At 36.2% G+C, this 14,545-nt stretch carries 9 protein-coding genes; 2 read left to right on the forward strand and 7 right to left on the reverse strand.

All coding sequences use genetic code 11. The features are described from left to right. Positions 1-12: 12 nt before the first annotated feature. Entirely contained in the window at positions 13-1,101 is a 1,089-nt protein-coding gene (locus T410_RS16395) for a SusE domain-containing protein (protein WP_051929336.1), read from the forward strand. Positions 1,102-1,168: 67 nt separating this feature from the next. Beyond that, positions 1,169-4,018 carry an alpha-amylase family glycosyl hydrolase gene (locus T410_RS02835; RefSeq protein ID WP_035668521.1) on the forward strand — a complete coding sequence of 950 codons (2,850 nt, stop codon included), beginning with the start codon at positions 1,169-1,171 and terminating at the stop codon, positions 4,016-4,018. Positions 4,019-4,172: 154 nt separating this feature from the next. Here T410_RS02835 and acs read toward each other — a convergent pair whose 3' ends face one another. The 7 genes from acs to T410_RS02870 all read right to left on the reverse strand — a co-directional run bounded on the left by acs (position 4,173) and on the right by T410_RS02870 (position 14,508). Continuing rightward, entirely contained in the window at positions 4,173-6,080 is a 1,908-nt protein-coding gene (gene acs, locus T410_RS02840) for an acetate--CoA ligase (RefSeq protein ID WP_035668523.1), read from the reverse strand. Between the two features lie 17 nt (positions 6,081-6,097). Then, entirely contained in the window at positions 6,098-8,005 is a 1,908-nt protein-coding gene (locus tag T410_RS02845; protein WP_035668526.1) for an AMP-binding protein, read from the reverse strand. A gap of 18 nt (positions 8,006-8,023) precedes the next feature. Then, entirely contained in the window at positions 8,024-8,386 is a 363-nt protein-coding gene (locus T410_RS02850; RefSeq protein ID WP_035668529.1) for a response regulator transcription factor, read from the reverse strand. 3 nt (positions 8,387-8,389) lie between these two features. Next, the gene (locus T410_RS02855; RefSeq protein WP_035668531.1) at positions 8,390-11,095 is read right to left on the reverse strand and encodes a sensor histidine kinase; all 2,706 of its coding nucleotides are present in this window, start codon (positions 11,093-11,095) and stop codon (positions 8,390-8,392) included. A 313-nt stretch (positions 11,096-11,408) separates the two neighbouring features. After that, complete coding sequence (locus T410_RS02860; protein WP_035668533.1) at positions 11,409-11,633, reverse strand: DUF6814 family protein; 225 nt, start codon at positions 11,631-11,633, stop codon at positions 11,409-11,411. 10 nt (positions 11,634-11,643) lie between these two features. Further along, positions 11,644-13,179, reverse strand: a complete 1,536-nt coding sequence (locus T410_RS02865) for an MFS transporter (RefSeq protein ID WP_035668534.1) — start codon at positions 13,177-13,179, stop codon at positions 11,644-11,646. Positions 13,180-13,212: 33 nt separating this feature from the next. Further along, positions 13,213-14,508 carry a DcaP family trimeric outer membrane transporter gene (locus T410_RS02870; protein WP_035668536.1) on the reverse strand — a complete coding sequence of 432 codons (1,296 nt, stop codon included), beginning with the start codon at positions 14,506-14,508 and terminating at the stop codon, positions 13,213-13,215. Positions 14,509-14,545: the final 37 nt, after the last annotated feature.

Below are 14,545 nucleotides of genomic sequence, written 5' to 3' on the forward strand. Positions count from 1 at the left end.
AAAATATAAAAAATGAAAAATATAACTAAATCACTAATAGCATTATTTGCAGTAGTTGCTTTGTCTTGCAGCGTAGAAGATGTTCAAGACAGACCCGTTATTGAAGGAGTAGATGCTCCTGTTTTGACTGCTCCAACTGCCGGTGCAGCCTATATTCTAAAACCTGAAAATGCAGCTGCTCAAGCAGAGCGTTTCACATGGAAATCTGCTAATTTTGGTGGAGATGTTCAAGTGAATTATGTTGTTGAAATGGATGTGAAAGGAAATGATTTTAAAACGCCTAAAGAAATAGGGAGTTCATTGCCTTCTCAAAACCAAGTGTCAGTTTCAGTGGTATCAATGAATGGTGCTGCATTATCCTTAAAAGCAACTCCTTTTACTCCTGGTGAATTTCAAGTAAGAGTTAAAGCAACTGCTGGAGCTTTGGCTTCAATGTATTCTAATGTAATTGGAATTGTTGTTACTCCTTACACTACTGAAAATCCTAAATTATGGATCGCAGGTGGTTATCAAAGTGCTTCTGGTTATGGTTCAGATTGGACACAATCAAGCGCAGCAACTGTTGCGGCCGATGGTTATGGAAAAACTGCTTTTGAAGGATATGTTTATTTTGAAAATGCACAAGACGGAACTGCAGATGGTCAAGGATTCAAATTTTCAACACAAACTAATTGGAATGGTACAAACTATGGTACTGGTGGTGCAGGTCTAATTAGTACAATTGGTGGAAATTTATCAACTGATTCAGGTTATTACAAAATGGAAGTTGATACTGAAAAATTAACTTATAAAGCTACTAAACTTTCATGGGGAATAGTTGGAAATGCTACACCAGGCGGATGGAGCACAGATACTCCGATGACTTATGATAAGGTTACTAAAAAATGGACAGTAACAGCTGTTTTAACTACTCAAGCTGCACCGGATAACGGATTAAAATTTAGAGCTAATAATAATTGGGATTATAACTTTGGTGATACTGGCGCCGACGGTAAACTTGAAGCTGGCGGAACTAATATTGGTACAACCGCAGGAACTTATTTAATCACTTTAGATTTAAGTAATCCAAGAGCATACTCTTATACTATGGTTAAAATATAATTTTTTAAATTTGAAAGGGCTATCTTATGGGTAGCCCTTTTTTATATAAATTTAATAAATAAATGAAATGAAAAAAATCACTTTATTATTTCTGCTAATATCTTCTTTAGGGTTTGCTCAGTTTACAACTACACCATCACCTGCAATTGCTAGTGGAATTGTCACGCTTAATTTTAACAAAACCGGGACACCATTAGCGGCATATACAGGTACAATATATGCACATATCGGTTTGACTGTAAATGGTGCAAGATGGCAAAACGTTAAGGGAACATGGGGAAACAATTCAACACAGCCTGCATTAACGTTAGTTTCTGGAACGACATATAAATTAGATCTGACTCCTGATTTATATACTTATTTTGGAATTCCTAATACGAGTTCTGTTACAGAAATTTGCGTGGTATTAAGAAATGATGCCGGGAATATGCAGACCGCTGACACTTTTTTTAATGTCGGGGCTTTTCAAGTAAATTTAACAACACCAGCCCAAAATAGCACTACGATTATTACTTCAGGAACAAGTTTAAATGTTGCTGCAAACAACACTGGAGGAAATGCGAATTATAGCTTAAAAGCAAATGGCACGAGTATAAACACTAATTTGAATACTGCAAGTTATACTTTTAGCGATGCAAATGTTACCAGTAATAAAAATTACTCATTAGAGGTAACGCAAGGGAGTACTACCATTACCAAAAAATTTAGTGTAATTGTAAATCCCGGAACAGTTAGTGCGGCAATGCCTGCCGGATTACTGGACGGAATCAATTATAACACTGCCGATGCTACAAAAGCAACTTTAGTTCTCGATGCACCATTGAAGGATTTTGTTTATGTAGCAGGAAGCTTCAATAACTGGCAACCGACTTCGGCTTATTCGATGAAAAAAGACCCTACTTCAGGTAAGTTTTGGTTGGAATTAACAGGATTGACATCGGGTACAAATTATACCTATCAATATTGGGTAGTTGATGCAACACCTATTGCAGGGACACCATCTTTGGTAAAAACTGCTGATCCATATTCAACACTAGTTTTATCACCTTTTGATGACCCAACTATTCCTGCGGCATCCTATCCTAATTTGCCAACTTATCCGGCTGGGCAAGAACGAGAAGTAACCGTTTTGCAAACAGGTCAAGTCCCTTATTCTTGGAGCAGTTCGACTACTAATTTTGTAAAACCAGAAAAAGAGAAACTAGTTGTTTATGAGCTTTTAGTTCGGGATTTTGATGCTGGTAGAAGTTATCAAAGTGTTATTGATAGAATGGATTATTTCAAAAATCTAAAAATAAATGCAATTGAGTTGTTGCCCGTAATGGAATTCGAAGGAAACGAAAGTTGGGGTTACAATACTTCCTTTCATATGGCTTTAGATAAGTTTTATGGAACTTCGAGCAAATTTAAAGAATTGATTGATATATGTCATAAAAACGGAATTGCAGTAATCCTGGATGTGGCCTTAAACCATGCCTTTGATCGAAACCCAATGGTGAGAATGTGGATGAATGATCCTGATGGTGACGGTTGGGGTGGCCCTTCAAGCGAAAATCCGTATTTCAATACGGTTGCAAAACACAGTTATAGTGTGGGGAATGATTTTAATCATGCTTCGCTTTTGACAAAAAACTATGTAAAACGAGTAGTTAAACAATGGATTCAAGAATATAAAATTGATGGTTTTCGCTGGGATTTAACCAAAGGTTTTACACAAAACTGTACTGCTAGTGACGAAACGTGCACCAATGCCTATCAGGCAGACCGTGTTACTATCTTAAAAGATTATGCTGATTATTCCTGGAGTTTAGACCCAACACATTACACAATCTTTGAACATTTAGGAACAGATAGCGAAGAACAGCAATGGGCAAATTACAGAATCACTGAAACACCTAGTAAAGGGATTATGCTATGGGGTAAAATGACTGATCCTTACAACCAATTAACAATGGGTTATAATTCCAGTAATGATATTTCCAGAATGAATAGCACAGCTCACGGATTTACCAAAAACAGATTGATGGGCTATGCTGAAAGTCATGATGAGGAACGATTGATGTATAAAAACATACAATATGGTGCTAATTTAAATGGGTATAATGTAAAAACACCAGCAACGGCACTCTCTAGAATGTCAGCTTTAGGAGCTGTATCTCTTCTTGTTCCAGGTCCAAAAATGATTTGGCATTTTGGAGAATTAGGATGGGATTTATCAATTTTTGCATGTAATAACGGGACCGTAAATACATCTTCAGATGCGATTGCAGGAGACTGTAAGTTGGATACGAAGCAGCAACCGCAATGGGTCAATAATTGGTTAGGTGATGCTAATAGAGGCAAAATCTATACGGATTGGGCCAAAATGATTGCCTTAAAAATAAACGAACCCGTTTTCATAGGTACTGCAACTATGGCAAGTAGCACTACACTAACTCCAAATATTAAAATTACCAATAGTGCTTTGGCATCGACACAACTTAAAGATGTGTTGATTTTGGCTAATTTTGATGTCTCTGCTCAAAATGTAGCTACTGGTTTTCCATATACCGGAACGTGGTACAACTTGATGGATAATTCGACTATAAATGTTGCTAATGTTGCTGCGACAATAGCTATTCCAGCAGGAGAGTTTAGAATATATGGCAATAAAATTGCTTCATTAGCAATTGCCAATTTTGAAAAAAAGGAGGGCATTTATTTATATCCAAATCCCGCCACTAATTATTTTACTTTAAATACAAATAGTTCAAAAGTTCAAGTTTTTTCAATTACTGGACAATTAGTAAAAAGTTTTAATACAAGTCAGGCTGCCTCCTATCAATATGCTGTCAATGATTTGAATAAAGGGCTTTATATAGTAAAAGCATATAACGAGAATAATGAAGTTCAAGTTATGAAGTTTTTAAAAATTTAAAAATAACTAACAAAAGTAAAGGCTGTCCTTAGATGAACTGCCCCCAAATAATTAGACATTATCTGGGGGTATTTTTATAGAAAGACAGCCTTTTTTATGCAAAAAAACTGCTTCATAAATGAAACAGTTTTCAACTACAACTAAAAAACAAAATTTAAATTTTGCCGTTTTTGATTTCTTCTACAATTTCCGGATTCAACAATGTTGTGGTATCTCCAAAATTCGAATAATCACCTTCGGCTATTTTACGTAAAATTCTACGCATGATTTTTCCGGAACGGGTTTTTGGCAGGCCAGAGACAAACTGAATTTTATCGAGTTTTGCAATAGGTCCAATTTGGTTTGAAATTTGTTGATTGATTTCTGTTCTAAGATTTTCTCTGTCGCGGTATTCACCAGTTTCTTTTAGAATTACAAATCCATATAAGGCATTTCCTTTGATGTCATGAGGAAAACCTACAATGGCAGATTCTGCTACCGCAGGATGCTCATTAATGGCATCTTCAATAGGCGCAGTTCCTAAATTGTGTCCTGAAACAATTACGACGTCGTCCACACGACCTGTAATCCTATAATAGCCCACTTCATCTCTCAAGGCTCCGTCGCCAGTGAAATATTTCCCTGGAAAAGTAGAAAAATAAGTGTCTTTATATCGTTGATGGTCTCCCCAAATGGTTCTGGCTATTCCAGGCCAAGGAAATTTAATACATAAACTCCCCGTAACTTGATTACCTTCAATTTCATTACGCTTTTCGTCCATAAGCACGGGCTGAATCCCAGGTAATGGTAAGGAAGCATACGTAGGTTTAGTTGGAGTCACAAAGGCAATAGGTGAAATCATAATCCCTCCTGTTTCGGTTTGCCACCACGTATCCACAACTGGGCATCTTTTATCTCCAACATGGTCATTGTACCAATGCCAGGCTTCTTCATTGATGGGTTCCCCTACTGAACCAATCACTTTGAGGGATTGTAAAGGGAATTTTCGAACGAAATCTAAGCTCTCTTTTGCTAAAGCACGAATAGCAGTTGGAGCTGTATAGAATTGTGTTACTTTGTGTTTTTCGATTACTTCCCAAAAGCGACTAAAATCAGGATAAGAAGGAACACCTTCGAAAATAACGGTTGTTGCACCATTCAATAATGGGCCATAAAGAATATAAGAATGCCCGGTAATCCAACCAATATCAGCGGTACACCAAAAAACATCATTTTCTTCATAATTGAATACATTCTTGAAAGTATAGGCGGTGTAAACCATATAACCTGCAGTAGTATGCACCATTCCTTTTGGTTTTCCAGTTGAACCAGAAGTGTAAAGGATAAATAAAGGGTCTTCGGCATCCATGATTTCAGCGACATTATTATCTGAAGCTTCGTCTAAAAGAGGCTGTAACCATTGGTCACGACCAGCTTTCATGTTTATTGAAGTATTGGTTCTTTTTACTACCAAAACATTAGAAACACCGGGACAGTTTGTCAATGATTCATCAATGATTCCTTTTAAGTCAATGGTTTTGTTTCCGCGATAACCTCCATCTGAGGTGATAACCATTTTACAATCGCTATCATTAATTCTGGTAGCTACTGCTGAAGCCGAAAATCCAGCAAAAACAACCGAATGGATTGCTCCAATTCTGGCACAAGCCAATGTTGTTATGGCAAGTTCAGGAATCATTGGTAAATAAATACAAACGCGATCTCCTTTTTTTATGCCTTGTTCCCGCAACACATTTGCCATTTTGCAAACACGTTGGTGCAATTCATTATAGGAAATATGCAATGCTTCTTCTTTTGGATCATTAGGCTCAAAAATAATTGCAGTTTTCTCCCCTTTTTTAGTAAGATGCCTATCAATACAGTTTTTAGTAATATTGACTTTGGCACCAGTAAACCATTTAATTTCGGCTTCGGCCATATTAAAATCAACAACTTTATCCCATTGTTGATACCAAGTAAAGTTTTCAGCTGCAATTTTGTCCCAGAATTTTCTGGGTTCACGGACTGATTTTTTATATTCTTTAAAGTATTCTTCTAAAGTATTAATTTTATAGCGACTCATGTTTTAGATTAATTTAGTTATTCTTGTTTTTTATTATAAATTCCAATTTCATATTTTTTTAATACGGTATCAATTTCACCAACGATATTTTCATCATCAATTGTTGATGGGATTTGATAGTCATCCCCATCTGCAATGCTGCGCATTAATTTTCGAAGGATTTTTCCCGAACGGGTTTTAGGTAGGCGTTCCACAAGTACTACATTTCTCAAAGAAGCTACTGCGCCAATTTTTTGACGCACTAATTTTATTACTTCTTGTTCCAATTGAAAATGCTCTATTTCTTCATTTAATTTGGTTACAACCAAAGCCAAAGGAATTTGCCCTTTCAAAGCGTCATTTATTCCAATAACGGCGCACTCTGCAACGGAAGAATGCGAAGCAACTATTTCCTCCATTTCGGCTGTTGAAAGGCGATGTCCTGCAACATTGATTACATCATCCACTCTTCCAGTGATAAAAATGTAATCTTCATCATCTTTAAATCCGCCATCCCCAGAGAAATAATAGCCTGGGAATTTATCCAAATACCCGGCTTTGAATCTAGGATTATCATTCCATAAATCAAGTAAAGTACCCGGAGGTAAAGGTAATTTAAGTACTACAAACCCTTCTTCATTAGGACCTAATTCGGTTCCGTCTTCGCCAAAAATTTTGATGTCATAACCACAAACTGCTTTCCCTACGGAACCAGGTTTTATAGGCAATTGTTCAACGCCCATCATATTAGCAATCATTGGCCAGCCTGATTCTGTTTGCCACCAATGGTCAATTGCGGGAACAGGAATGTGTTCGGAATACCATTCTAATGTAGCAACATCACAACGTTCTCCAGCAAGAAATTGAGTTTTCAACGAACTCAAATCGTATTGCTTTATGAAATCACCGTTAGGGTCCTCTTTTTTGATTGCACGAATAGCTGTTGGAGCCGTGAACATGGCATTGACTTTGTGCTCGGCAATTATTCTCCAAAATGTACTTGCATCTGGAGTTCTGATTGGTTTTCCTTCAAAAACAATGGTCGCATTTCTATTAATTAAAGGGCCATAAACGATAAAACTGTGTCCAACTACCCAACCCACATCCGATGCAGCCCAAAAAACTTCATCTGGTTTTACATTATAGATATGTGTCATGGAGAATTTTAGCGCTACGGCACAACCGCCGGTATCTCTCACAACTCCTTTTGGTTTTCCTGTAGTTCCTGATGTGTAAAGAATGTACAAAGGATGGGTTGTATTTACCGGAACACAAGCAGTTTCTTCGGAGCCGTAAACTAAGGCATCATAATCAACATCATATTTTTTAAACGGAACTCTCGCGCCTAATTTTCTATTGAAAACAATTACTTTCTTTGGTCTGTGTGAAGCTAGTTCAATTGCTTCATCCACTAATGGTTTGTATGCGATTAAGCGATCAATTTCGATTCCTGAAGAAGCAGTTATAATCACTCGGGGTTTGCAATCGTCAATTCTAATAGCCAATTCATGCGGTGCAAAACCACCAAAAACTACCGAATGTGTTACTCCAATTCTTGCGCAAGCTAACATTGCAAAGGCAGCTTGAGGAATCATTGGCATGTATATAACGGCATTGTCGCCTTTTTTCAAACCTAATGATTGCATGCCTCCTGCGAGCTTTGCCACTTCAATTTTTACTTCCGAAAAAGTATATTTTTTTACAGTTTGTGTTACAGGGGAATCATAAATAAGAGCAACTTGGTCTCCAAAACCATCTTGAATGTGCTTGTCTAATGCTAAATAACAAACATTCAATTCTCCATCTTTGTACCAAAGCGGATATTCATTTTCGCCTTTCGACAAAATAGTTTCCGGTTTATTGTACCACTCGATTGCGTTTGCCTGATCAGCCCAAAATTCTTCTGGATGCTGGATGCTTTTAGTATAAAAATCTTTGTAATTCATGATATTGGAAATTCTAAATTATTGAATTAAATCCTGCACTTGTTCTACTAATTTTTTTAAGGAAAAGGGTTTGACGACATAGAGATTTGCACCTAATGAAAGGCCTTTTTCAATGTCTTTTTCTTTATTTTTTGCCGTTAGGAAAATGACCTTGCAATGTTTCAGTCGTTCGTCTTTTTTAATTTGTTCCAATGTAGCGTAGCCGTCAACCATTGGCATCATTACATCCAGAATGATTACATCAGGAAGTTGATTTTTCAAAATCTCTAAAGCTTCCTGTCCGTCGCGTGCAATGAAAACTTCAAAATTGTTCTTTTTGAATGTGTATTCGAGCGACATTACAATATTTGGTTCGTCATCTACAATTAAAATTTTTTTCATTTTTTAATAATTTTCAGTAGTATTATAATTGGGCAGCGTAAAAATAAATGTAGCTCCATTTCCTTCAGTACTTTCAGCCCAAATTTTTCCTTTATGGTGCTCTATAATCTGTTTACAAATGGCTAGCCCTAATCCACTGCCAATTGGTTTTTTTACATTTTGATTTCTTGATTGATAAAATTTATCAAAAATGGCTTCAAAATCTTCATCTTTAATTCCTTTGCCATTATTATGGATGCTGACTTCAACAACTTCTTTTTTCTCTGTTATTTTGATGCTAATTTTTCCATCAGTTTCTGAACTGAACTTAATAGCGTTTGATAACAAATTATAAATGACCTGAATGATTCGTTCTTCATCATAAAAGGCTTTTATTTCTTTAGAGGCTTCATTGAACTCAATGCTTATTTTTTTGTTTTTAATCAATTGATTCACTGAAAGCATTGTTTTTTCAACGGTTTTAGAAATGTTATTTTTCGAAAGATAAATTTTTTGTTTTCCCGTTTCGAATTTTTCTAAATCCAGAATCTTGTCTATCAAACGATTCAAACGATCCGATTCGGAAATGATGTTTAGCAAGAACTGTTTTCTCAATTCCTCTGGAATATCGTCATCGTCATGAAGGATTTCGCTTGCTGCGCGAATCGCGGTTATTGGAGTTCGTAACTCATGGGTTACCGTGTCCAGAAATTCGTCTTTTTGAATGTCTTTATTGACCAATTCCTGATTGGCATTTTTCAGTTGAATGGATATTTTTTTTAATTCATTGGAAGTATCCGTTAATTTCTTGTTGATAATTATGTTCTCCTTGGATTCTTCGAGAATTCGCAATACTTCAGTCAGGCTAATTTTATCTTCTTTTACAACACTTGATATTAATATTTTGGCGGAAGCCGTACCAATATGTCCTGTCAATAAATTCTCCGCAAACTTTATAAACCGTGCATCGGCGGTGGTGATGTTTTTATCAATATTGTATTTTAAATTGAAAATGGTCATGGCTCTTTTTGTTCTTTCTTCTCCCAAAAATCGCTGTAAAACTTTTTGAATATCAGAAATATAGGCCGTTCCTTTCCATACAAATGCATCTTCATGATTGGTGATGTATTTGTCAATATCCACAAACATCTCGGCATAATTACGTTCCCTGTAATTCCCTTTGAAACTTACAGAAATAGCGGCATAACAGATAACATTAAAAAACAAACTCCAAAAAACAGCGTGGGGAATAGGTTCTAGATAATCCAATCCAAAAAGTTGAAACGGTTTCAACAATGCAATTCCCCATGGGCCTTCCTGAATAAAGAGGCTCGACGATTTTGTGATTCCAATGGCGTAGGGAATTAATAAAGTGTAAAAACAAATCAAAAAACCAACAATAATTCCTGTTATAGCTCCTTTTTTCGAACCTCTTCTCCAGAATAATGCTCCAAAAAACGAAGGTGCTAATTGTCCGATAACTACAAAAGAAACCAAGCCGATGGAAACCAAAGAGTAATCTAAAATGAAAATTCTATAGATGGCATACGCCAAAATGATGAGCGAAAAAATGCCTATTTTTCTACTGTTCACGATTCGTTTGCTGTTCTTTTCTTGAGAAGAATTCTCGAGGGAACCAATGAAACCGTAAGGAATCAACAGGTTATTACTTAGCATGGTTGCCAATGCAATAGACGAAACAATAATCATGGATATGGCAGCCGAAAATCCGCCGAGAAATACTAAAACGGTCAAGAAATTATTGTTGAAAAATTGAGGGATCAACAAGGAATAGGTGTCAGAATTGAGTCCTTTTCCCTGAAAAAGGATATTTCCTCCCCAAGCAATTGGGAAAACAAAAATATTGAATAGCAATAAATACAATGGAAAAAGCCATATCGCTGTTCGAATATGAGTTTCTTTATTATTTTCAACAATTGCGGTATGAAACTGTCTTGGTAATAAAAAAATGGCAAACATGGATAGTAGGCAAAGGAAAAACCAATTTATTCCATTTGTTAAGTCACCGATCGAATTCTTTTTTTCGAAATTTTCAAGGACAGCAGCTTTGGCGTAAATGTCTCCGAAACCATCGTAAACAAAATAGGTTACATAAATCCCGATAATTAAAAAGAAAACTAATTTCAGGATAGATTCCATTGCGACTGCCGTAACGATTCCGCGTCTTTTCTCGGAAGCGTCTACGTATTTTGTTCCGTAATACGAGGCAAATAAAGCGAGCGCCAGACAAACATAAGTAGTAGTGTCCGTAAAAATATTATTACTTGATTGCGTTTTTGTAACAATATGAAAAGTGTCTGAAATTGATTTTAACTGTAAAGAAATATAGGGAACAATGCCAAAAACACAAATCATAGTAACCAATGCACCAAGAAATCTGCTGTTTCCGTATCGTAAAGAAATAAAATCCGCAATACTAGAGATTTTATTTACTCTCGAAATTCGGATAATTCTCTTGAGGATAACCATCCAGGTGGGGATAATTATTATTGGACCTAAGTAAATAGGCAAGTAGCTTAAACCAGATTCTGCTGCAACACCAATGCTTCCATAATAGGTCCATGCGGTGCAATAAACCGCTAAGGAAAAAGAATAGATGTAGGGATTGTTTGTCCATTTTGAATGGCTTCTTTTTTCGGCCCAATAGGCAATGAAAAAAAGAATGGATACGTAAAGTGCTAAAATCAATAAAAGTCCTATGCTACTCATAATATCTTTTTATGATTAGGTAGGTGATGGCAATTGAAAATAACCATGCCGAAAAAATATAGATATACACGATTGGGAAACCAAAAAGCGGTTTAGAACTGTCAAATAAAAGCAAAAGTGGTATGTTCAACGCTAATAGCATTAGCATTGAAAGTATAACTAACTTTTGTTCGTGTCTTTTTTTCATTCGAAATAATATTTACTTTTCTGCGGAAAATAGTACCGTCATTCTTACTGGCGATTTTATTATAATGAAAATAAGCAATCTCTACAGATTAATGTAGAGACTGCATATTAGAAATTTATTTAATAATTATTTTTTTTCATCGTAATCACCCATTAAGGAAAAATAGCCAAAGGTACCTAGCCCTAAAACAATTAATGGTGTTAGTATAAATAAGATGATAATTCCAAATACTAAATCCTCTTGTTTACCGGACATGAATTTTGGCAATCCAAAGGTAAAGATGCAAAAATAGGCAGCTGCAATTGCTAATGCGATCCAAACTAATCCTAAAACTCTTTTTATCTGATTCATAGCTATTTTTTTAAATGTGAGCGTTTTTATCTTTATTTTTAATGTAAATCATTCCTACTACAAAACAGACAGAGGCAATAACAATTGGATACCAAAGTCCTTCCAGATAAAACTCAGCGTCTCCGGCATCTTTACCATGCGTTACAAAATAAGTGGATATGGCAGGGAGCAATCCTCCAAAAATTCCATTTCCTACGTGATAAGGCAATGACATGGATGTGTATCTGATTTTTGCGGGGAACATCTCTACTAAGAATGCTGCAATAGGACCGTAAACCATAGTTACAAACAGTACTTGTATAAATATCAAAAAGATTAAAGTCCACTTGTCATTCCAATTAATATTGATAGTTGTTTTGGTTTCAATTTTTGGTTTTCCGTCAACTATCTTTGCTTTTCCATTCTCTAAAGATACCGTTTTTACTTCAAGAAATGTGGTTCCGTCAGAGTACTCTTTATTAGTGGTATAAATGGAATCCATAGTTTGTTTCTTGTTCTCTTTCAGTTCAGAAACTACTTTTGTATTAGCAACAATTTCAGTTTTATTTTTTACAGAAGTGGTTTCATACATTTGTTTGTAAATAGGTCTGTATAATAAAATGGCCAATAACATTCCGCCCATCATAATATATTTTCTACCTACTTTATCACTTAGCCAACCAAATACTATGAAAAATGGTGTTCCTAGAATTAATGCAATTCCTAATAAAGTGTCCACTTGAGAAGAATCAATAGACATAACCGTTTTCATGAAACTCATGGCGTAAAATTGCCCGGTGTACCAAACAACCCCTTGTCCCATGGTAGCTCCAAATAAAGCCAATAAAACAAATTTTAAATTGTAACGATTTCCGAAACTTTCTTTTAAAGGATTGGAACTCGTTTTTCCTTCAGATTTAGCTTTAGCAAAAACCGGAGATTCATCCATGTTTTTTCGAATCAAATACGAAACTCCAACCATGATGATAGAAACCCAGAACGGAACTCTCCATCCCCATTCGTCAAACTGTTCCGGTGTCAAGACGTTTCTTGTAGCCAAAATGACCATCAATGAAATAAACAAACCAACCGTTGCGGTAGTTTGAATCCATGAAGTCCAATATCCGCGTTGTCCTACTGGTGCATGTTCAGCCACATAAGTTGCGGCTCCGCCATATTCACCACCAAGAGCAAGACCCTGAAGCATTCTCAATACTAATACTAATAAAGGCGCCATGAATCCAATAGTTTCATAACTAGGAATACAACCTATTAGGAATGTAGCTCCCCCCATTAAAAGTAGGGTAACCATGAACGTATATTTTCTTCCAATTAAATCTCCTAATCTTCCGAAGAAAAGTGCTCCGAATGGACGAACTACAAAACCAACTGCAAAAGTGGCTAGTGTTGCCAAAAAGGCTGCTGTTGGATTATCGGCAGGGAAAAATTTAGTTGAAATTACAACGGCTAAACTTCCAAAAATGTAGAAATCATACCATTCAATCATTGTTCCCATGGAGGATGCGGAAATGACTTTCCAAATTCCTTTTGTTGATTTTTCTTTCATAAAATTGATATTATAGTGGTTTGGTTAATTATTTTAAAAGGCATAGACACAGGAAACCATTGCTCTTAGGTTACCAACATCTTTTTTGTCGCTGTTTGCTTGTCCAAAAAGGTCCGCTTTGCCCCAAGTCGCTGCAGTATATTCTATTTCTGGTGAGATTCTGAATTTGTTTTTCTTAAAATCAACTCTTACAGAAGCTCTCCAAACATTGTCTACAACTCTGGCTGTTGCTGCTGAACCAGTCCCCGAAACAGTAATTCCTCTCATATAAATAGATGGAAAATCGGTTGCGGCTGTATTTGACCCGCTATTTTTTGTGTATCCAAAGAATAATCCGGGTGCGATATTTTTACCATTGCTCGCAAGATCTAGCCAAAAAGCACTAGTCTTAACTGGAGTGTACGTTTGAATTCCATTTGCTACAGTTCCTGTATAACCACCTAACATAACAAGATTATTTAAGTTTCCGCCTGAAATTCCGTATGCTTTAATGGAGATTTTATCATTTGAATATTTAGCATAACCAAAAATAGATGAACTATTCACTTTTTCGGTAGTTGCTTTATTGTTGTATACTGTCAAAGGTTGCAGTGATTTGTATTCCGCTCCAAGGCCCAACAATACATTTTTTCCTTTGTATTGCAGTTGTGCGTCAAGTGATGGTAACGCTGAATTTATAGAAGCTGCATTTTGAGTTCCTGTAGCTACAGTTCCCGCAGCGGCAGTTGGGTATTCTCGCTCTTTGTAAGCTGCAAACGTTACAGATAACTGTTTGCTTAACATCTGTTTTAATTTGACTTGGGTTGCCCAGCCAAAAGGGTTGAACATAATTCCTGTATTGAAATTAGCAACACCGGGAAAACATTCAGGAATAAATTGTGGATACCAAGTTTGTCCCATTGTCAAGGATGTTTTGGACCAATCCATATTTACATACGCTTGTCTTAATCGTAACATTCCAATGGATGATCCTTCTACATTTCCATAAAAATCCCCTTCTAGTACGGATGATGTCTTAGCTCCCCAAACACTTGGGCCTTTGATTTTTACGCCAAATCTGGAAGTTACAGAAAGGAAATTAGATTGTCCTACCGCATTAACATCTTTTCCATTCGCGTCTAGAACTTCATCCAAAGGAAATAAGTTTAATTCATATTCTCTTGCCATTACAGATTTCCGGGTGTCCCAAATGTAATCCGTTCTTACAAAGCCATAAAAACTGATATCCCATTCTTTTTCTGGCGAGACCGTAACCGCTGGGGCCGGAGTTTGAGCGTATCCTTTTAGAGAAGCAATTCCCAATACAAGGATGAAATAATATTTATTCATAATAGGTTAAAGTTTGGTTAGTGGAATGGTTAGTTTC

Origin of the sequence: Flavobacterium sp. 83, assembly GCF_000744835.1 — a bacterium.
Classification (GTDB): domain Bacteria; phylum Bacteroidota; class Bacteroidia; order Flavobacteriales; family Flavobacteriaceae; genus Flavobacterium.